Origin of the sequence: Hyphococcus luteus (assembly GCF_002943565.1) — a bacterium.
In the GTDB taxonomy this organism is placed as follows: domain Bacteria; phylum Pseudomonadota; class Alphaproteobacteria; order Caulobacterales; family Parvularculaceae; genus Hyphococcus; species Hyphococcus luteus.
In genome coordinates, this window is record NZ_PJCH01000015.1 from 697201 (window position 1) to 716902 (window position 19702).

Annotated in this window: 16 protein-coding genes and 1 tRNA gene; 11 read left to right on the plus strand and 6 right to left on the minus strand. The window is 62.1% G+C overall.

Translation table 11 applies throughout. The features are described from left to right. Positions 1 to 3: 3 nt before the first annotated feature. Both CW354_RS19250 and CW354_RS19255 read right to left on the minus strand, forming a co-directional pair. The gene (locus CW354_RS19250) at positions 4 to 615 is read right to left on the minus strand and encodes a PepSY-associated TM helix domain-containing protein (RefSeq protein WP_104831680.1); all 612 of its coding nucleotides are present in this window, start codon (positions 613 to 615) and stop codon (positions 4 to 6) included. A gap of 371 nt (positions 616 to 986) precedes the next feature. Further along, a complete protein-coding gene (locus CW354_RS19255; protein WP_104831681.1) occupies positions 987 to 2327 on the minus strand; it encodes an aldehyde dehydrogenase family protein in 1341 nt (446 codons plus the stop codon). Positions 2328 to 2772: 445 nt separating this feature from the next. Between CW354_RS19255 and CW354_RS19260 the strand changes: the two genes are divergently transcribed. The 6 genes from CW354_RS19260 to CW354_RS19285 all read left to right on the plus strand — a co-directional run bounded on the left by CW354_RS19260 (position 2773) and on the right by CW354_RS19285 (position 10236). Then, on the plus strand, positions 2773 to 3444 hold the full coding sequence (locus tag CW354_RS19260; RefSeq protein ID WP_104831682.1) for a response regulator transcription factor: 672 nt from the start codon (positions 2773 to 2775) through the stop codon (positions 3442 to 3444). Next, a complete protein-coding gene (locus CW354_RS19265) occupies positions 3441 to 4466 on the plus strand; it encodes a sensor histidine kinase (protein WP_104831683.1) in 1026 nt (341 codons plus the stop codon). Before CW354_RS19260 ends, CW354_RS19265 begins: the two co-directional genes overlap by 4 nt. A gap of 64 nt (positions 4467 to 4530) precedes the next feature. After that, positions 4531 to 5595 (plus strand): efflux RND transporter periplasmic adaptor subunit, encoded by a 1065-nt coding sequence (locus tag CW354_RS19270; protein ID WP_165793841.1) that lies wholly within the window; start codon positions 4531 to 4533, stop codon positions 5593 to 5595. Between the two features lie 3 nt (positions 5596 to 5598). Continuing rightward, positions 5599 to 8706, plus strand: a complete 3108-nt coding sequence (locus CW354_RS19275) for an efflux RND transporter permease subunit (RefSeq protein WP_104831685.1) — start codon at positions 5599 to 5601, stop codon at positions 8704 to 8706. After that, positions 8682 to 8999 (plus strand): DUF3240 family protein, encoded by a 318-nt coding sequence (locus CW354_RS19280; protein WP_104831686.1) that lies wholly within the window; start codon positions 8682 to 8684, stop codon positions 8997 to 8999. The genes CW354_RS19275 and CW354_RS19280 overlap by 25 nt, the downstream gene beginning before the upstream one ends. Continuing rightward, positions 8992 to 10236 (plus strand): TolC family protein, encoded by a 1245-nt coding sequence (locus CW354_RS19285; protein ID WP_104831687.1) that lies wholly within the window; start codon positions 8992 to 8994, stop codon positions 10234 to 10236. Before CW354_RS19280 ends, CW354_RS19285 begins: the two co-directional genes overlap by 8 nt. Before the next feature lie 290 nt (positions 10237 to 10526). Here the strand turns inward: CW354_RS19285 and CW354_RS19295 are convergent. After that, positions 10527 to 10603, minus strand: a tRNA-Ile gene (locus tag CW354_RS19295). A 190-nt stretch (positions 10604 to 10793) separates the two neighbouring features. On the opposite strand from CW354_RS19295, the gene CW354_RS19300 reads away from it, so the two are divergent. Beyond that, positions 10794 to 11525 (plus strand): SIMPL domain-containing protein, encoded by a 732-nt coding sequence (locus CW354_RS19300; protein ID WP_104831689.1) that lies wholly within the window; start codon positions 10794 to 10796, stop codon positions 11523 to 11525. A gap of 412 nt (positions 11526 to 11937) precedes the next feature. Here the strand turns inward: CW354_RS19300 and CW354_RS19305 are convergent, their stop codons facing one another. Beyond that, complete coding sequence (locus CW354_RS19305; protein WP_104831690.1) at positions 11938 to 13614, minus strand: M28 family metallopeptidase; 1677 nt, start codon at positions 13612 to 13614, stop codon at positions 11938 to 11940. A 192-nt stretch (positions 13615 to 13806) separates the two neighbouring features. On the opposite strand from CW354_RS19305, the gene CW354_RS19310 reads away from it, so the two are divergent. Together CW354_RS19310 and CW354_RS19315 are read left to right on the plus strand one after the other, a co-directional pair. Continuing rightward, a complete protein-coding gene (locus tag CW354_RS19310) occupies positions 13807 to 14616 on the plus strand; it encodes a hypothetical protein (RefSeq protein ID WP_133162385.1) in 810 nt (269 codons plus the stop codon). A gap of 177 nt (positions 14617 to 14793) precedes the next feature. Next, a complete protein-coding gene (locus CW354_RS19315; protein ID WP_104831692.1) occupies positions 14794 to 15537 on the plus strand; it encodes a fibro-slime domain-containing protein in 744 nt (247 codons plus the stop codon). Positions 15538 to 15610: 73 nt separating this feature from the next. Here the strand turns inward: CW354_RS19315 and CW354_RS19320 are convergent, their stop codons facing one another. Next, the gene (locus CW354_RS19320) at positions 15611 to 16165 is read right to left on the minus strand and encodes a GNAT family N-acetyltransferase (RefSeq protein WP_104831840.1); all 555 of its coding nucleotides are present in this window, start codon (positions 16163 to 16165) and stop codon (positions 15611 to 15613) included. Between the two features lie 97 nt (positions 16166 to 16262). Then, positions 16263 to 16598 carry a YegP family protein gene (locus tag CW354_RS19325; RefSeq protein ID WP_104831841.1) on the minus strand — a complete coding sequence of 112 codons (336 nt, stop codon included), beginning with the start codon at positions 16596 to 16598 and terminating at the stop codon, positions 16263 to 16265. 140 nt (positions 16599 to 16738) lie between these two features. Between CW354_RS19325 and CW354_RS19330 the strand changes: the two genes are divergently transcribed. Together CW354_RS19330 and CW354_RS19335 are read left to right on the plus strand one after the other, a co-directional pair. Beyond that, complete coding sequence (locus tag CW354_RS19330; protein ID WP_104831693.1) at positions 16739 to 19090, plus strand: DUF3553 domain-containing protein; 2352 nt, start codon at positions 16739 to 16741, stop codon at positions 19088 to 19090. Between the two features lie 153 nt (positions 19091 to 19243). Continuing rightward, positions 19244 to 19702 carry a DUF6036 family nucleotidyltransferase gene (locus CW354_RS19335; RefSeq protein ID WP_133162386.1) on the plus strand — a complete coding sequence of 153 codons (459 nt, stop codon included), beginning with the start codon at positions 19244 to 19246 and terminating at the stop codon, positions 19700 to 19702.

Below are 19702 nucleotides of genomic sequence, written 5' to 3' on the forward strand. Positions count from 1 at the left end.
TCTTTAGTGAATGAACAAGATGACAAGCAGCAACGGCGCGATGAAACCGAAGCCCACCATCGGCCATGTGGATGGGCGGCGCGCGGCGTGAAACTGCAGGAGAATGAGTCCCGTCACGCAGAAGATGACGCAGGCGCCGGCAAAGATGTCGATGAACCAGCGCCAGGCGGTTCCGGTGTCGCGGCCCTTGTGAAGGTCGTTGAAATAGGAAACCCATCCGCGAAAGGTCGCTTCATAAAGAACGCCGCCGGTGACAAGATCGATGCTGAGCCAGGCGTCGCCGCCGGGACGCGGCAAAGCGAGATAGATTTCATCCGCCGACCATTCCGCCGGACGCGGGCCGACTTCGAGATCCATTTCCGTTCCGAGCCAGGCGCGCAAATCATCCGGCAACGGAAGGGTCTCGCCGCCGGCTTCAGGCAGGGTCGCAAGCAGCGTTTGCGGAACCTCGCCCTCGAGCGTCGTCACCTGCGGCGTCGCGGGGATGTCGGCGGCATGGTTCAAGGTGACGCCGGTCACGGCGAAGACGAGCATGCCCACAAGGCTCAGCGCGGCGCTGATCCAGTGCCATTGATGCAATTGCCTGAGCCAGAAGGCCCTTTGCGACGCTTTCATGCCCTGCCGTTCTCCGCCCGGGACCCCGCCTGGTTTCCCTTACGGGGCCTGCATATTGCGAATAATTCTCAATTTCAATACTGTCGGCGCCGCATATTGAGAATAATTCTCATATTTGTCGGGGCTGGAGGGCGGACAGGCCCTTAGCAATCCGGCGGTTCCGGGCGCTTTCATGCGCCCATCCTGTCCTTTGAAAAAAACTGCGGGCTTTGCCGCAAGGGCGGACCCGAAAGAAAAAAAGCGTCCTGCAAAGCCCTCTTTCCCTGCAGGCTTTAGGACGCTTTCTTAATCTCGCATCGCGCGCAAAAGGGCCGGCGCCCGCCCTGTTTCACCGCGCATCGCGCCGAAACAAGACGACGCCGGACAGGCCGTTACGCCGAATGCATGTAGACGGAGCGTTCGTGCGAAAAGGTCTTGAACCCGAAAAACCCGTGATAATTGCCAATGCCGCTCTGGTTCACGCCGCCAAAGGGCAAGCGGTTTTCCAGGTAGTGAGAGAACACGCCGTTGACGGTGACGCCGCCGGACGAGGTACGAGCGAGCACCTTGTCCACCGTCCCCTGATCCTTGCTGTAGATATAAAGCGCCAGCGGTTTGTCGCGCGCCTCGATATAACCGATCACCTCATCGATGGAGTCATAGGTCATCACGGGGATCACGGGCGCGAAAATCTCTTCCTGCATGATTTTCATTTGAGGCGTGACGTCCGTCAGCATCGTCGGATGGACGGTCAGGTCCGCCTCTTCCAACACGCCGCCCGCAGCGACGCTCGCCCCTTTGGCCACCGCGTCGTCAAACATGCCCTTGACGCGCTCGAAGTTCTTTTTGTTGACGATCTGGGCGATGTTTTCCTTCTTGATCTTTCCGTCCGTATAAAGATTTTCTTTAACACGCGCCGCAAAACCTTGGGCCAGAGCGTCTTTCTGGCCCTCTTTGACGAAGACATAGTCGGGGCAGATACAGGCCTGGCCGCCATTGAACTGTTTGGCCTGCGCGAGGTCCGCCGCCACCTTGTCGATATCGGCGTTTTCATCGACAATCACCGGCGACTTTCCGCCGAGCTCCAGCGTCACGCTCGAGAGATGTTTGGCGGCGGCCGCCATGACGATCTTCCCGACACGCGGCGAGCCGGTGAAGAAAATATGGTTGAAGGGCAGCTCAAGAAGCGCTTCCGCGACCGAGACCTCGCCTTCGAACAGCGCCACTTCCTTTTCGTCAAAAACCTCGCGGATGATCTTTCCCGCCACCGCGGCCGTTGCGGGGCAGAGATCGGTCAGCTTCACCATGCAGCAATTGCCGGCGGCGACCGCCGCGGCGAGCGGGCCGAAGGTCAGTCCCAAGGGGAAATTCCATGGCCCCAAAATCAGACACACGCCGCGCGCTTCATAAACGATCTTCGCCTTGTCTTCCGGATTGGACGATGGCTGAACCATGGTCGGCTGCATCCACTCATCGAGGTTGTCGATATTGAGCTGGATGTTGCCCATCACGCCGCCGACTTCGGTCACGCGAATTTCGGCTTCCGGCTTGCGCGTATCGGTTTGCACGGCGGCGACGATATCGTCGGCGTGCGCTTCCACAGCGGATTTCAGTTTCGTGAGTTTCGCCTTGCGCTCCCCGGCGGTCGATGCTTTGACATTCCACTGGTTCTCCTTTTGCAGATCAAAGACCCGCTTCATCTCTTCGGTTGTTGGTTGAGGCGCGTTAGTCATAGGAGCTTCCCTGGTTCGAATGTGCGATTTTGGCGTACTAAATTCATGTTTAGCGGCAATCGTCAAACACTGGAACTCTATTCACTCAGCCCCTTCTCTTAGACGCTATTTCAAGTTCAGTTGGGGACGCCGCCGACGCGGGCGGATGGTTCAACACCGGCGACATCGCGACGCGATTGTCCGCGAGCGATATGATGACGGGGTCCGGCGGGATGGGAATATGTCTTCCGATTAAGCGAATGAAAATATACTCTTGCCAAGCTGCAACCTGTTGCGGCTAATACTCTGGGGCGCCAAATCAGCCAACAAAACAGGCATCATAATTGAGTTATCGTCATCATAAGAACCTTAGCCCGCAAAGCTGCTGCGATGGCGCCGCAATCTGTCAGCGAATAGTCAGGAAAACCTGACAAAGCTGCTGCAATAAGAATAAGCTCAGGCCGCTATGCGCGTTCTACTGATTGAAGACAACGCCGATTTCGCGTCCCTGCTCGCCGAAGGCCTGGACAAGCGTTCCATCGCTTCCGAGCACGCTCCGACTCTGAAAGCCGCCGCCTTGCGTCTTTCCGACAATGCCTATGACGCGATCATTCTCGATCTCGGCCTGCCCGACGGCGACGGCGTCGACTGGCTGAACAGCCTGCGCGACGACCGCCCGCCGGTTTTGATCCTTTCAGCGCGCGGCGCCCTGCCGGAGCGCATTCTCGGCCTTGATTCCGGGGCCGACGACTATCTTGTCAAACCGGCCGAAATCGACGAGATCGCCGCCCGGCTGCGCGCCTTGCTGCGCCGGCCCGGATCGCGCGACCCGGTGATTTTAAGCGCCGGCGCCCTGACCTTCGATCCGGTCAGCCGCGAAGTGAAATATGAAGACCGGCCCATCGCGTTGGGCCGCAAGGAAACGGATTTTCTCGAACTCCTGATGCGCCGCGCCGGCAAGGTCGTGCCGCGCGAGTCCATTGAAGCCGTGCTTTACGGACTGGAGGACGCGGTGACGCCGAACGCCTTGGAGGCGCTCGCGTCGCGCCTGCGCCGGCGGCTGGCCGAAGCCGGCGCCGACAACAGCCTTCATACGGTCCGAGGCGTCGGTTATTTCATCAAGGGAGATCCGTCATGACGCGCTCCATCGGCGGACAGATCGCCGTCGGCCTCGTCGTCGCCGGCGCCGTCAGCGCCGGCGTTCTTGTTGCCTTGGTGGGGCATCAATACGGCTTTTTCAGTGAACACCCCCCGCCCGCGGCGGCGACATGGATGGAGATCGTCGATCACGTTCTCATTCCGCTCGCCGTGTTCCTGCTCTTGTTCGGGCTGGGCGCCTTCTGGGTCATCAGGCATGTGACGCGCCGCCTGAAAGCCGCGACGCGCGACGTGGTCGCCGCAGCGGAACGGCTGGAAAGTTACGATGCAAGCGGCAACGCCCTGCCGGCCGAGATCGAACCGTTCGCAAAAGCCGTTTCGCAACTCACCGCCAAACTCGAAACCTATGCGCGCCGGCAGGAAGCCTTTGCGATGGATGCGGCGCATGAGCTGAAAACCCCGCTGGCCGTCCTCGCGCTCGAACTCGACAAGTTGCCGCAGGAGGATGCGGCGCGGCTGCGCAAGCAATTGAACGCGATGAGCGACATGGTCGAACAGTTTCTGCTTCTGGCGCGCAGCCAGTCCGAGGAATCACTGGCCAAACAGCCGCCGGCGGATCTTCACGCTGTCGCCCGCCGGATTGCGGCCGAGCTTGCGCCCGCCGCCGTCGCCGAAGGCAAGACCATCGCCTTTCAGTCAAACGGCGCGCCGCAACAGGTCACAGGGCTCGAAGAAGCGATCGCCGCAGCGGTGCGCACGCTCGCCGTCAATGCGATCCGGGCGACGCCGGAAGGCGGCGAAATCGTCATCGAAGCCGGGCCGGGCCCCACCGTCAGCGTCTATGACGGCGGCGAAGGCCTCGATGCAAAGGCGCTCGATGCGTTGAAAGCGCGCGGCGTGCGCGCCGACCGCGCCCCCGGCGGCGGCGCAGGGCTCGGTCTCGCCATCGCCGACCGCATCGCCGAGGCGCATGGCGGCGAAGTGCAGACCGCAATGCCCGACCGGGCCGGCGTGCGGCTGTGTTTCGACGCCGCTTGCAAACGCAATTCACAGTCAGGTTAATGTCAGCAAAGCCAACGTAACAACGATCCCCGCGAGGTATGAAGCAATCGTGGGAATCCTTGGAATGATGGCGCAAAACTTCCTTCGGGCGGGAATTTTTCTTCTGGCCGCATGGGCCGCTCATGCGCCCGCCGCCGCGCAACGCGAAATCGAGATGTCGCCCGCTTCGCGCATGGCGCTGGGCGTCGAGACGGCGACGGTCGCAACCGCGACGGCGTCCGAAGGCGTCAGCGCCCCGGCGATGGTCATCGCGCCGAACGGCGCCCTGAAGGCCGCCGCCTCGCCTTTTGACGGCGTCATGGTCGAAGCCCTGAAAACGCCGGGCAGCGATATCAAAGCCGGCGACCCGCTCGCCGTCATCTACAGCGCCTCTTACGCGGACGCCGCTTCCGAGCTTGAGGCCCGCCGCCTCACCATGGCGCATATGGCGCATCTCGCAGAACGCGCCGACGAGCTTTTGAAACTGGGGTTGAGATCGGAACAGGAAGCCGACGAAGCCCATCACGACGCCATCTCGGCGCAGCTTTCTTATGAAGCCTTGCAGGAGCAACTCGAATATGTCCGGCGCGGCGGCCAGCCCGGCCAGTTCGTGCTAACCGCGCCCGCCGCCGGGATCGTCACGCATGTTCGCCCCGGCGCGGGCGAAATGATCGACGCCGGCGCGCCGGTCATCTCCATTCTCGCCGGCGACGTTTTCTGGGCGCGCGCGCAAGTGTCGGAGCGCCACGGCGCTACGCTGAAGCCCGGCGCGCCCGTAACCGTTGAAAACATTTCCGCAAAAGGGCGCATCGTCTCCGTCGATCCTGAAATCGACCCGGCCACGCGCTCGCTCAATGTCGTGGCCGAACTTCCCCCGGTGCGCACATGGCGGCTCGGCGCCATGCTGACGCTGTCCTTCGAAACGGCGCCGGGCGAAGGCGCTCTTCTGGTCCCGTCAAAAGCGATCGTGAGACTTGGCGGCGCCGACGTCGTCTTTGTCGAAACGGAGGAAGGGTTTCTAACGACGCCGGTCGACGTGGTTTCCCGCTCGCGTCAGGACGCGCTGATCCGCGGCGGCGCTCTCGTGCAAGGCGACAAAGTCGCCGTCTCCGGCCTGGCCGCACTCAAAAACATCGCTAGCGGAGTCTAATCCATGCTGGACCGGCTGATCGCTTTTTCGCTGACCCAGCGGATGTTCATTCTCGGCCTCGCGGCGCTTCTCGCCGCGGCGGGGGCGATGGCGGCGCTGCGCCTTCCCATCGACGCCTTCCCCGAAATCGCGCCGACCCAGGTCAAGATCATCATGAAGGCGCCCGGCATGACGCCGGAAGAGGTTGAGTCGCGCGTCGTGCGGCCGCTCGAGATGGAGCTTCTCGGCATCCCCCGCCAGAAAATCATGCGGGCCAAGACGAAATACGCCATCGCCGACATCACCATCGATTTTGAGGACGGAACCGACGTCTACTGGGCGCGCCAGCAGGTGAGCGAACGCCTCGCCGCCGTCCTGCCGGATCTGCCGTCGACGGTGTCGGGCGGCCTTGCGCCGATCTCGACAGCGCTCTCCGAACTTTTCATGTTCACCATCGAAGGCGGCGACCTTTCCCTTGAAGAACGGCGCTCGCTCCTCGACTGGGTGATCCGGCCGAGCCTTCGCACCCTGCCCGGCGTTGCGGATGTGAACGCGCTCGGCGGGCGCGTGCGCACTTTCAACGTGGCGCCGGACGAGGCCGCCATGGCCGCCGCCGGCGTCAGCCTCGACGCGTTGCGCGCCGCGCTGGAGCAGAACAATCGCAATGACGGGGCCGGACGCCTCGCCGACGGCGAGGAAACCCTCGTCGTGCGCAGCCTCGGCGCCGTCGACACGGCCAAGGACATCGAAACGCTGGTGGTGCGGCGCGCGCAAACCGGCGTCGTGCGCGTCGGCGACGTGGCGGGCGTCACAACCGATTCGCTGACGCGCTACGGCTCGGTCACCAAGGACGGCGAAGGCGAAGCCGTTGAAGGCATTGTCGTTGCGTTACGGGGCGCGGACGCGCGCAAAGTGGTCGCCGGCGTCGAGGCAAGGCTTGAAGAGCTCGCCGCTGGCTTTCCCGAAGGCGTCGAGGTCAAAGCCTTTTACAACCGTTCCGACCTCATCGAAAAAGCCGTCAGCACCGTCACCGAAGCGCTCATTATCGCCGTGGTTCTCGTGATCGGCTTGTTGCTTCTCTTCCTGAACAATCTGCGCGCGGCGCTCGTCGTCACGCTGATCCTGCCCTTTTCGGCCCTCGCCGCCTTTTTGCTGATGCGAGGCTTCGGCATGTCGGCGAACCTCATGAGCCTCGGCGGCCTCGCCATCGCCATCGGCATGATCGTCGACGGCGCCATCGTCGTCACCGAAAACGCCGTCGAACGGCTGAACGAAGGCGGGCGCGCGAACAAGCTGCACGTCATTTATCGCGCGGCGGCGGAAGTCGCAGCGCCCACGGCGGCGGGCACCTTGATCATCTGTCTCGTCTTCATGCCGCTCCTTACCCTGCAAGGGCTGGAAGGCAAACTGTTCGCGCCGGTCGCGCTCTCTATCATTTTCGCGCTCGGCTCGGCGCTCATTCTGGCCCTCACCCTGATCCCGGTGCTCGCCGCTTTCCTCTTGAAAACCGCCCACTCGAAGGAAGCGCCGATCATGCGCTTGATCACGCCGGCTTATGAACGCCTCCTCGGCGCTGCGATGGCCCGTCCCTGGCCGGTCTATGTCGCGGCGGGCGTCGCCGTCGCGCTGGCGGTCGTCAGCTACCTTTCCGTCGGCAAGACCTTCATGCCGACGATGAATGAAGGCGCCGTCGTCATGCAGGCGGCGTCGCTTCCCTCCATCAATCTCGACCAGAGCCAGGCCGACGACATGCGCATTCAACGCGCGCTGATCGACCGCGTGCCGGAGGTCAAACACGTTATCGCCCGCGTCGGCTCCGACGAACTCGGTCTCGACCCCATGAGCCTCAATGAAAGCGACATGTTCCTGGAGCTGGCGCCGCGCTCGGAATGGCGCGGACCGGACACGGAATGGCTCGTCGGTGAAATGCGCGCCGTGATGGACGATTTTCAAGGGATCGAAACCTCTTTTACGCAGCCCATTGAAATGCGCGTTTCGGAAATGCTCACCGGCTCGCGCGGCGACGTCGCCGTGAAAATATTCGGCCCCGACGGCGCGACCCTTGCGGAACTGGCCGGTCAGATCGAAACCGCGCTCACCGGCGTTCCCGGCGCGGCGGATGTCTTCACCACCTCGAACGATGTGGCGGAATATCTTCAGATCGACATCGATCCGGAGCGCGCCGGACGCTTCGGCCTCGACGTTTTATCCGTGCAGGACGAACTGCGCGCGCGTCTTGAGGGCGTCAAAGCCGGCGAAGTGATCGAGCCCGGCCGGCGCACGCCCATTGTGATCCGCGCCGATGCGGACAGGGCCGCGGATGTCTACGGCTTCGCCGATGCAAGGCTGGTGACGCCGGATGGCGGCGTCGTGCCGCTTTCCGATGTGGCGCATGTGGAGCGCGCCGAAGGGCTCGCCGCCGTCGACCGGGAAAACGGGTCGCGTTACGCGGTCGTGCAGGCTTTCGTGTCGGGCCGCGATCTTGTGAGCTTTGTCGAGGACGCCAAGGCCGCCGTCGCCGCCATGGGAGGCCTGCCCGCAGGCTACCGGCTGACCTGGGGCGGCGAATTCGAGAACCAGCAGCGCGCCGCGGCGCAGCTTTCGGTCATGGTGCCCTTGTCGCTGGCGCTGATCTTCGTGGTTCTGTTCGCGACGCTTCGCTCCCTGCGTCAGGCGTTTCTCATTCTTTTCAACATTCCCTTCGCGCTTGTCGGCGGCATTATCGCGCTGACCCTGTCGGGACAATATCTTTCCGTGCCTGCTTCCGTGGGCTTCATCGCGCTCCTTGGCATTGCAGTTTTGAACGGTCTTGTGCTCGTCACCTATTTCAACGATCTGCGCACGCTTGGTCTTGGCGTCGACGAAGCAGTGAAACAGGGCGGCGCGCGGCGGCTGCGCCCGGTGTTGATGACGGCGGCGACGGCGACCTTCGGGCTCGTCCCGCTGCTCTTTGCTTCGGGGCCGGGCTCGGAGATCCAGCGCCCGCTCGCCATTGTCGTCATCGGCGGCCTTTTCACGTCAACCATTCTCACGCTGTTCCTCTTGCCGCTGCTGTACCGGCGCTTCGGCGCCGAATCCGCCGCCGAAACATTTCATAAGGAGGTTGCATGGATGCGCCCTTACGCAAGCTGACAATCGTCTGTCCACGAGAAGTCGAGGCGGTGCTGGCGGATGCGCTCGACGCTATGGAGCCGTCCGTGCCGGGCTACACGCTGGTTGAAGCCCATGGCCGCGGCGCGGCGATGCATTCGGCCTCGGCCGTGGAGAAGGTCCGCGGCGCCCTGCGCACGGCGATGTTCATTCTCATCCTGCCGCGCGAGCGCGTCGAAGACGTTACAGAGACGGTTCGCGGCGCCTGCCCGCGCCCGCAGATCTCTTATTGGGTGGAACCGGTTGAAGACTTCGGACGGCTTGCAGATGCGTAGACTGATGACGATAACCGCCGCCTGCGTGATCGCCGCCGCCGGCGCGCCCGCGGCCGCCCTGCCGCCCGAACCGCTGATTGCAGAAGCCGTCGACGCCTCGCCGATGGTGATGGCGGCGAAAGCCGATCTCGACCGCGCGCGCGCCACGGCGCGGCGCTTGCGCGTCGGCGATTATGAGGTGGTTGTCTCGGGAAGCGGCGGGCGCCGCACCGTTGACGATCCCGGCGCCGGCGAAAGCGAATATACGGAATGGAACGCCGGGCTCAGCCGCACGATGCGCCTGCCCGGCAAACGCAGCGCCGACAAAAAGCTGGCGTCGCTCGAAATCGAAAAGGCCAACGCCGCCTATGCAAGAGCGCGCAGAGACGCGCTCCTCGAATTCGTCACCTTATGGACGGACTGGCGCGCCGCGGTCGACGCTTCGAAAACCGCCCGCCGGCTCGCCGACGATGCGCTCGAGCTCGCCGATGCGGAGGGAAAAGCCGTTGACCTCGGGGCCAGCCGCCGGATTTACGTCGACCAGTTGCGCGCCGAGGCCGGTCTTTTAAGTCTCGAAGCCGACCGGAAAACCATCGAGGCGGAAAACGCGAAGGCGAATCTCGCCGCGGCGTTTCCCGATCTCGTCATGCCGGCGAAGCCCGGCGCCCTCGACTGGGATGAGGCGCGCATCGCCGCGCTCTTGATGGAAACCGAGATGGCGAAATCCGCGACGGTCCGCGAGGCGCGGCTGGCGCTTGACCAGATGGAGGCGAAAGCAAAACGCGTGCGGCTCGACCGGTTGCCCGATCCCACATTCGGCGTTCAAGTCGCCAATGAGTTCGGCGGCAATGAAACCAGCATCATGGCGACCGTCTCCATTCCGCTCAGCGGGCGCGCCCGCAGCGCCGCCGCAGCGGAGGCCGGCAGCCAGGCCGTCGCCGCCGCCGCAAGGCTGAGAGCTGCGGAGCTCGACGCGGCGCGCCGCTACGATCAGGCGAAACGCGCGGCCCGGCTCGCCTCGAAAAATCTCAATAACGCCGAAAACTCCGTCATCACGGCGCGCGACGCCATGGACCGGCTCAAAAAAGGCTACGCCATGGGCGCCGTCAATTTAAGCGACCTGACAACGACCCGGCGCACGCTGATGATGACCGAACAGGCGCTCGTGGACTATCGCGTCGCCGCAGAACGCGCTTACCTGACGCTGGCTGTGCTCAATAATGGATTCGCCGCGCCTGCAAGCCATGGCCAGTTTTAGTTTGAAACGCCAAAGCGAGCCGCAATAAAATTGTAGCATAATGGCGGAGCCGGACGAAGAAAGATTGAACCGGGTTGCACAAGCAGCCGACCGGCCGCCGGGCGGTCAGCCCGCCCCCGCGGAGGACGTCGCGAAGCGATTGTCCGCGAGCGATACGATGAGCTGGAAGCAGGAATATCGAACGGATGGCTTGCCTAGCCGTAGCCGCGATCAGTCCGCCTTCGTTTCTTCGGAACTGCGGCGCGACAGCTTTCTTGCTAATCTCGCTTCGCTCGATAAGCGGCGAAGGCTGGTGGGCCCGGAGGGACTCGAACCCCCAACCTAGCGGTTATGAGCCGCCAGCTCTAACCAATTGAGCTACAGGCCCTTTGAAGAGCGCGGGAAGGCCCCTCTTCGGGAAGCGCCCTATTATCAGCTATCGCCGCGGCGTAAAAGCCCGCCCGCCCGGGCGCCGGTTTCGTGAAGCAGCGCCTTATTGCGCTTCTCCTTTTCGCCTTGATTTCGTCACCGGAAGCCGCTCACATCCCGCACAAACATCCAATAAGGAGAAAAATCTCATGCGCCACGCCCCCGCCCGATTCGCCGCCCCCGCCGCTATCGCCGCCGCGATTCTCGCCGCCGGGTGCAGCGCGCCCCAAGCCGTCGCCGCAGACCCCGCCGTCCAGCACCGCACCATCACCGTCAATGGCGAAGGCGAGGCGTCCGCCGCGCCGGACATGGCGGTGATCCGGATCGGCGTTCGCACCGATGCGCCCACAGCCGCCGGCGCCTTGCGCCAGAACTCGGAAGACATGACCGCGACCATCGACACGCTGAAAGAACTCGGCGTTGAAAACCGCGACATCCAGACCTCGGGCCTCTCCGTCAATCCGCGCTATAATTACGACAAGAACCGCTCGAACCCGGAAGTGATCGGCTTCACCGCGTCGAACAATGTCACCGTGCGCCTGCGCGATCTCGACAACGCCGGCGCGGTCATCGACGAGGCGGTGCAGTCCGGCGCCAACAGCCTCGGCGGGATTTCTTTCGCCTTTTCCGATCCGAAGCCGCTGATGGACGAGGCGCGCAAAAAAGCCGTCGCCGACGCCAGAGCGAAAGCGACCCTCCTGACCGACGCCGCGGGCGTGCGCCTCGGCAAGCTGATCACCATTCAGGAAGGATACGCCGCCGCGCCGCAGCCGAAAATGTATTCGGCGCGCATGGAGATGGCCGCCGACTCATCGGTTCCCATGGAGGCCGGCGAATCGAGCGTCACCGTGTCGGTCTCGCTGGTCTACGAGATCGAATAAGCCGGGCGCCGCCTGGCGCGCCTTCCGTGAAACAATTTTGCGCAAAACCGATTTCTCTTTTCTTTTAAACGGCGTCTTTCCTGGCTTTCAGCCAAGTTTGGCGCCATTTGCGTAAAAATGTTTCACGGGGACGCATCCTCTTTTTCGGTTCACGCTTTCATCTCCCACGCGCCAAGCACAGGGACCGGAACACCGCGGCATGGACGCCACGATTAAATCGCAGCGAGCCGCAAACGGCCAAACCTTCACAAAGCGCCGGTCAGGCTCGTTGAACGATCACGACCCACACCCTACCCCCGGCAGGAACGGCGGGGGACGAAATTTAATTCATTAAATTTTATCCCCGCTCGCGCATTTGGGCTTATCCTTCAGCCCGCCCGGCGGCGCTTTGATGCGGGAGGGCGAAGGAACTTTATTCCTTGCCGAAAAGATCGCCGAAAAAGTCGCCCTCGTTCCATGTGGGCCTGTCCGGCGCATTCGCGAGCGCGTCGGCGATGACGAAATTCACGTCTGCGAAGCGCGCCAGCGCGTCATACCGGATGGGCTGGCTGATGTCGTCGCTCGGGCGATGGTAATGGTTTTTGTAAAACTCCCAGAACATCTCTTCGCCGCCATTGTCGAATCCCGTCCACAGGAAAATCGACGGCACGCCCTGCTTCACAAAGGCGTAATGATCCGAGCGCGTGAAAACCCCGAGCTCGGGGATCGGATCCGGCGTCAGCTTGACGCCTTCGGCCTCGAGCGCCGCCTCCATGACCGGGCCGATGGAGGAACGCTCCGCGCCGAAGGCGATGACATCGGTGAAGTCGTGCAGCATCACCGGCATGTCGAGATTGACATTGGCGACCATCTCCCCGTCCCCGATGGGCGGGAAATGGGCGAAATAATCGGCGCCGAGCAGGCCTTTTTCCTCCGCCGTGACGGCGACGATCATCACGCTGCGCGCCGGCGCCTCGCCCGCCATAAAATCGGCCGCGACTTGCAACAGCGTCGCGACACCGGTCGCATTATCCATGGCGCCGTTATTGATCCCGTCCTCGCCGTCGGCGATCAGCTTTTCATTGACGCCGATATGATCGAGATGCGCGGTGAGGATGACATATTCGTCTTTCAGTTCGGGATCGGCGCCGGGAATAAGCCCCGCCACATTGGGGCTCGTCACGCGTTCCATCTCCATGGCGCTGGCCAGGGAGACTGTCGCTGCAAGATCGAAACTGCCGACCGGCGCGCCTTCGCCGTCGGCCGCAGCCCGCGATTCGGCATAGGAATGAGCGGCGCCTTCGAACAGAAGCGGCGCGGCGTCCGGATGCGCGACCGCGCGGGCTTTGATGGTCGGACCGGAAATATCGGGCCGCCCGTCCGGCCCGATCCAGGTCATGGACGCATAATCCGGATGAGCGATGAAACGCTCCCAGGGATAGCTCTTCTCAGTCTCGGCGGTGTAAAGCGAAATCACGCCGACCGCGCCGCGCTCCGAGGCGGTTTGCATCTTGAGCGCGTTCGATTTGAAATGCGCGCGGCTTTCAGTGTCGAAAATGTCGGGCGCGCCGCTGAAATAAACGACGACTTTGCCGTCGGCGTCGACGCCTTCATAGTCGTCATAACCGAATTCCGGCGCATGAACGCCGTAACCGACGAACACCGCTTCGGCGTTCTCGATGTCGAAAGACGGCGCCGCCAGAGACGGAAAGATGCGAAAGTCGTCGAGATAGGCGAGATCGACGGTCTCGCCGTCCGGGCCGGTGATCGAAAACGCCGACGCATCGCCGATCTGCGTTCCGGAAACAAACGGAACCTCCTGAAACCAGCCTCCGTCCACGCCCGGCTGAAGTCCCAGCGAGGCCATGCGCGCGGCGACATACTGCGCCGCCTGCACATACCCTTGCGCGCCGGCCTCGCGGCCCTCGCGCGCATCGTCGGCGAGCCAGGCGATGTCGGCCCTAAGCCGCGCCGCGTCGTCCCCGGCCGTTTCCGCCGCCGCGACCGCCGCCTCGATCTCAGGGCTGAACGCGGCAGGCTCGACGCTTGCACAGGCGACAAGCAGCACGAGCGGTGCGAATAACGAAAAACGGGTCAGCAGCGACAACATTCAATATCTCCCGGCGATGTGGCGGAGATTAAGCGGGCGCGGTCCGCCGCGGTCAACCGCGCAGCGCGCCCGCATATGTAATGAGGTGATTTTTCAACGCTTTTTGTTCAGCGCCGCCGCGAACCAACGGCGCTCCCGGAAAAATTGGAACCCTGCGCCATTCGCGGTATTATGAAGACTGGGGAACACAGCGTGATGATCAGAACCTTCATACTTCTTTCCGCCGTCTTATTCGGCGCCCTCGGCGCCGCCGCCGCGCAGGACAGCGGCCTGATTCACGAAAACGGCATTGGCCCGGACCCGGATCACGACACCAATCCCGCAACCGTCACCGGCGTCATCAAACGCGTTGGCGACGCCGCGGAAGCCGCCAATGACGACCCTTATCGCGTCATCACCTTCGAGCCGCCGCCGGGCAAGCATGGCGATGTCATCCGCAAAGCTTATGAGAAAGATTTCGGCGTCACCTTCAGCCGCGGGCTCTCCCGCCAGGTCTGCGAGGGGCAGCGCCGCTTTTATTACGACTCCATCTGCACTTATGAGGCGCCGCCGAGCGGCGACTACGCCGCCGGCTATGTGAATTACCTGAATGCGCCGCTGGTCATGGAGTTCGACAAGCCGGTCTGCGTCGTCACAATGGCGATCTACCCGACCGGCGGCAAAGAAGAAGAGCCCTTCACGGTCACGATCCACAGCTGGGATGAAAACGGCGCGGCGCTCCCCGCCGCCAAGGCCGAATTCGAATGGACGAAAAACACCGTGCGCTGGCGGAATATGGCCGGCGCCTATTATCTCGGCGCGCGGGCGAAAAAGATCGCCGTCGAGATGACAAGCGGCAAAGGCTCGGAAAAGGGCGACGTGCTGCGCTTCCTGATCGACGATCTCGCTTTCGTCCAGGACGATTGCGCCGCCGTGCTCGCGGACTTCACAGAGGCCGATGACACGCCCTCCGCCGGAACGAAGCCCGAAGAAGAAACTGACGACCTTCTGCAGGGATCTTAATCCCGGGGCTCTGACCGGCCGGCGTTATGGATAATATTCCCGTTCTGGACATTCAGGACACGCCGCAGTACAACTTAAAGGCGAATCCGTTTTAAGATGCGCTTGCTTATTTTGTTGCAAAGCTTTGCTTCCCTGATAATTTAAGGCCATCAAACTAACTGTGTGGGGAGTTTCATCATGCGCATTCTAATGGCCGCCGCGGCCACTCTTCTTATGACTGGCGGCGCTTCGGCGGCCTCCATCACCCTGACCGGCACGGTCCGGGACTTCAACGACAGCCATCCCGACTTCGAAGGCGTGATCGCCACCGACAAGGGCATTGTCGAAACCACGCTGGGCGGGGACGGCAAGCCCGTCTATGCGAGCGCGACCACGACGCCGACCACGAGCGGCGCAGCGAATTTCAATCAGTGGTATAATGACACGCCGGGGGTCAACATGTCCGACTCGCTGTCGATCATGCTCGACGATCCCGAAAATGACGGCGTTTACACGTACTCCGACAGCAGCTTCTTCCCGATCGACGGAGAGCTGTTCGGCAATCAGGGCCGCTCGCACAACTATCACTTCACGTTCGAGCTTGCGACCGAGTTCACCTATACGGGCGGTGAAACCTTCACCTTCACCGGCGACGATGATCTGTGGGTATTCATCGACGATGAGCTCGTCATCGATCTCGGCGGCGTTCACACGGCCCAGACCGCTTCGGTCAATCTTGACGATCTCGGCCTGACGCTTGGCGAAGACTACAACTTCAATCTCTTCTTTGCGGAACGCCATACGACGCAGTCGAGCTTCCGCATCGAAACGTCGATCCTTCTGAAAGACGTGCGGGAAGTGCCGCTGCCGGCTGCTCTCCCGCTCTTCCTCGCCGGCGCCGGACTTTTCGGAGCCGCCGCGCGTAAGAAGCGTAAGAAATAAGCGGAATATAAACTCCGTTGCAAAAGGGCCGGCTATGCCGGCCCTTTTTTATTTTCGGAAATGGCGTGCTGACCTAAAGCGCCTTGCGCATGACGATGATCGTGTTGACCTGTCCGTTATCTGCGATCTGCTCGTCACGGCTGATCTCTTTATAACCGCGCGCCCGGTAAAGCGGCTCGCCAGGCACCGTGGAGCCAAGCTCGATCATTTTAAACCCCGCCTCCCGCGCGGCGTTTTCGCCAAGCTCCAAAAGCAAGGTCCCGACGCCCTGCCTTGTCCAGGCGGGATGGGTGTACATGGCGCGTATGCGCGCGGCGTCCGTCTCGGGATCGGCGTAGCTGTCGTCCCGGCCCCTGGTGTGATTGCCGCCATAGAGCGTCTTGCGTTTGCCCCAGCCGCCGCAGCCGGCCATGACGGTTTCGCCGTCCTTTTCGGCTTCGATGACGAAATAGGTGCCGTCGTCGAGCAGCGTCGTGTCGAGCCCCATGGTCTCCTGCGCGGCGGCGATCTCCTCTTCGGTGAGGAAGCCTTTCATATTCTCCGCGATCGACACCTTCATCACGTCCATGATGGCGGGAATGTCGGCTCGCGTCGCAATGCGATGGGTGAAGGAGGTCTTTTCGGCCATGAGCAGACTATGCGCGGGGGCCCGCGGCGAGGCAAATCGGAAAACGAACAGCGCCGCCTTTAAAGGCGGCGCTGCAAAATTCTCAAACAGACGCAGCTTACGCCGTCTGGTCGTCAATCTCAGCGTCGGGGGCGTTCGCCTTCACCGAAGCGATGCCGTTTTCCATGCCGTCCGCGGACGCATACATTTGCGACGTGCCGATCACCTGGTGGTTGGCGGCCTTGAGATTGAAGAAATGCTTGTCGTTGGACGAAGTCTTGCGCTCGTAATTGCCGTCTTCGGGCGCATTCTTTTTCACCGAGGCGATGCCGTTTTCGGCCCCAGACTTGTTCTCATAGCCCTCGCTGGCGAGAATGTTTTCGCCATTCCCGGCCTTGAGGCGGAAACGGAACTCCCCTGCGCCGTCCTTATAAAGCTCAAATTTTCCAGCCATTTGCTTGGTCTCCTCTGTCGGCCCGGCGGGCCCGTTTTCCCTGCCTTCATAGTCGCGATTCCACGCCTCATTGCAATTCGCGGCGACAGCTTTATGTCTCGCATGTTCCAGAATCGTTCTCGTTTCGCTAAGCTCAATCAATGACTTCCGCCCCCGACCGCAAAATGTCCATTTCCGAGCGCGCCATGGCTGCCGCGCAAAGGCCTGGCGAGGCCTTCGCCGGGACGGCCGGCGATGACGCGCCCTATCTCGAGGGCCTCAATGAGGAGCAGCGCGCGGCGGTGCTCGCGACCGAGGGGCCCGTCCTGATGCTGGCCGGCGCAGGCACCGGCAAGACCCGGGCGCTGACCACCCGCCTCGCCCATCTTCTCAATACGGGACGCGCCCAGCCCTGGCAGATTCTCGCCGTGACTTTCACCAACAAGGCCGCCCGCGAGATGAAGGAGCGCATCGAGGCCCTGGTGGGCGCGCATGTGGAGGGCATGAAATGGCTCGGCACCTTCCACTCTATCGGCGCGCAGATCCTGCGCCGTCACGCCGAGCTTGTGGGCCTTAAATCGAGTTTCACCATCCTCGACGCCGACGACCAGACGCGCCTCGCCAAGCAGGTGATCGAGGCCGCCGATCTCGACGTCAAACGCTGGACCGGGCGCGGCCTCGCCTTCGTCATCGACGGCTGGAAGAACCGCGGCCTCACGCCGGAAAAGGTTCCCGAGAACGAAGCCTGGCATTTCGCCGACGGGCGCGGCATCAGCCTTTACAAAGCCTACCAGGCGCGGCTGACGACCTTGAACGCCGCCGATTTCGGCGACCTCCTCGTCCATAATCTGACGATCTTCCAGAACCATCCCGACGTGCTCGAGGAATATCAGCGGCGCTTCAAATACATGCTGGTGGACGAATATCAGGACACCAATGTGGCGCAGTATCTGTGGCTGCGCCTCCTTGCCCAGAAACATAAAAACATCTGCTGCGTCGGCGACGACGACCAGTCGATCTATGGCTGGCGCGGCGCGGAAGTCGAAAACATTCTGCGCTTTGAAAAAGACTTTCCGGGCGCGACCGTGATCCGGCTTGAACGCAATTACCGCTCGACGCCGTCGATCCTCGGCGCCGCCTCGGGCCTGATCGCCTCGAACGCCGACCGCCTCGGCAAGACGCTGTGGACCGAGCTTGAGGAAGGCGAGAAGGTGAAGGTGCGCGGCGTCTGGGACGGCGAGGAGGAAGCACGCCTCATCGGCGACGACATCGAAGCCGAGCAGATGAAGGGCCGCTCGCTGTCCGACATGGCGGTGCTGGTCCGCGCGTCTTTCCAGATGCGCGCTTTTGAAGAGCGCTTCAACACGCTCGGCCTCGGCTATAAGGTGGTCGGCGGCCCGCGCTTTTACGAGCGCGAGGAAAGCCGCGACGCCCTCGCCTATCTCCGCCTCATCCGCTCGCCCGACGACGATCTCGCCTTCGACCGCATCGTCAACAAACCCAAACGCGGGCTTGGCGACAAGGCGCTGCAGACGCTGCACAAGATCGCCCGCGCCAACGACATGCCGCTGATGGCCGCCTCGCGCCTGGCGCTCGAAGGCGATGACCTTGCGAAAGCCGCGCGCCGCTCGCTCCTCAATTTCGTCGACACCATCGACCGCTGGGCGCGGGACGCGAAGGATATGGCGCCCGCCGATCTCGCCGAACTGGTTCTCGAAGAGTCCGGCTATATCGAGATGTGGAAGAACTCCAAAAGCCCGCAGGCCGGCGGCAAGCTCGACAACTTGAAAGAACTCATCCAGGCGGTGTCGGAATTCGACACGCTCGAAGCCTATCTCGACCATGTGGCGCTGGTTTCGGAACTGAGCGAAAGCTCCGCTGACGGACAAGTCTGGCTGATGACCCTGCACGCCGCCAAGGGGCTTGAATTTCCCGTGGTGTTCCTGCCCGGCTGGGAGGAGGAAATCTTTCCCTCCAAACGCTCCCTCGATGAAAACGGCAACGCCGCCCTCGAAGAAGAACGCCGCCTCGCTTATGTGGGCATCACCCGCGCCGAGGAAAGCTGCCGCATCTCCTTCGCCGCCAACCGTCAGGTCTATGGCCGCTGGCAGGCGGCGATCCCGTCGCGCTTCATCGACGAATTGCCCGAAGAGCATGTGGAGGTCGTTTCCGAGCCCGGTCTTTACGGCAACGCCGCCTCAGACCTCGCCAGCCATTCGGCTTTCGAAGGCATGAAGCTGAAAGACGACGCCTATTACGACAATCCGGGCTGGCGGCGCGCCCGCGCGGCGGCGTCTTCCCGGCGCGCGGCGGAACCGCCGCTCATCGAAGGGCGCGGCTCCACCGTTTCCGTTTCCGCGCCCGGCAAATCGAAATACAAGAAAGGCCAGCGCGTCTTTCACCAGAAATTCGGCTACGGAAAAATTTCATCCGTGGAAGGCCAGAAACTCACCGTCGATTTCGAACATTCCGGCCCGAAAAAAGTCATCGACACATTCGTTGAGGCGGCGTGATGGCGTTAGACCTTTCAAAAGCACAAATGCGGCGCGGCAAACTTAGCGAAAGCGACCGGGCTTTCGACTATGAATTCTGGCGCGACCAAACGCTAAAAATGAAAATGGCTGCGATATGGGAAATGACAGTCTTCCATCATAGGGTAAATAACCGTGACCCAAATGAACTCAGACTTAATCGAGCTGTTGGCGGCTTTCGAAAAGAACAGCGTTAGATATCTGATCATCGGAGGATATGCTGTCGGCTTCCACGCTGAGCCTCGCTACACCAAGGATTGTGACTTCTGGATAGCAACCGATCCAAAAAACGCCGAAGCCATTTTCAAAACTTTAAAGGAGTTTGGCGCGCCGCTATATGGATGCACCCCTGAGGACTTCCAGGGAAGCGATGAATTTTTCTTTTTCGGAGAGTCCCCTAACCGCATTGATATTATCATGGGGCCGCCCGGAAACGTTGACTTCGAAAAGGCATGGAGCAGACGCATCGAGCGCGAAGTCGATGGAACTGTTGTTTCCTTTGCATCAAGAGAAGACCTTATCCGTCTGAAAGAAGCATCCGGACGGGAAATCGACAAACGCGATGTCGAAGCGCTGAAGAAATCAAAAGGCTGA

What these genes read in the sequence shown, in the direction of transcription:
- CW354_RS19250 (WP_104831680.1), bottom strand. Translation starts at nt 615, where the DNA reads ATGAAAGCGTCGCAAAGGGCCTTCTGGCTCAGGCAATTGCATCAATGG.
- CW354_RS19255 (WP_104831681.1), bottom strand. Translation starts at nt 2,327, where the DNA reads ATGACTAACGCGCCTCAACCAACAACCGAAGAGATGAAGCGGGTCTTT.
- CW354_RS19260 (WP_104831682.1), top strand. Translation starts at nt 2,773, where the DNA reads ATGCGCGTTCTACTGATTGAAGACAACGCCGATTTCGCGTCCCTGCTC.
- CW354_RS19265 (WP_104831683.1), top strand. Translation starts at nt 3,441, where the DNA reads ATGACGCGCTCCATCGGCGGACAGATCGCCGTCGGCCTCGTCGTCGCC.
- CW354_RS19270 (WP_165793841.1), top strand. Translation starts at nt 4,531, where the DNA reads ATGATGGCGCAAAACTTCCTTCGGGCGGGAATTTTTCTTCTGGCCGCA.
- CW354_RS19275 (WP_104831685.1), top strand. Translation starts at nt 5,599, where the DNA reads ATGCTGGACCGGCTGATCGCTTTTTCGCTGACCCAGCGGATGTTCATT.
- CW354_RS19280 (WP_104831686.1), top strand. Translation starts at nt 8,682, where the DNA reads ATGGATGCGCCCTTACGCAAGCTGACAATCGTCTGTCCACGAGAAGTC.
- CW354_RS19285 (WP_104831687.1), top strand. Translation starts at nt 8,992, where the DNA reads ATGCGTAGACTGATGACGATAACCGCCGCCTGCGTGATCGCCGCCGCC.
- CW354_RS19300 (WP_104831689.1), top strand. Translation starts at nt 10,794, where the DNA reads ATGCGCCACGCCCCCGCCCGATTCGCCGCCCCCGCCGCTATCGCCGCC.
- CW354_RS19305 (WP_104831690.1), bottom strand. Translation starts at nt 13,614, where the DNA reads ATGTTGTCGCTGCTGACCCGTTTTTCGTTATTCGCACCGCTCGTGCTG.
- CW354_RS19315 (WP_104831692.1), top strand. Translation starts at nt 14,794, where the DNA reads ATGCGCATTCTAATGGCCGCCGCGGCCACTCTTCTTATGACTGGCGGC.
- CW354_RS19320 (WP_104831840.1), bottom strand. Translation starts at nt 16,165, where the DNA reads ATGGCCGAAAAGACCTCCTTCACCCATCGCATTGCGACGCGAGCCGAC.
- CW354_RS19325 (WP_104831841.1), bottom strand. Translation starts at nt 16,598, where the DNA reads ATGGCTGGAAAATTTGAGCTTTATAAGGACGGCGCAGGGGAGTTCCGT.
- CW354_RS19330 (WP_104831693.1), top strand. Translation starts at nt 16,739, where the DNA reads ATGACTTCCGCCCCCGACCGCAAAATGTCCATTTCCGAGCGCGCCATG.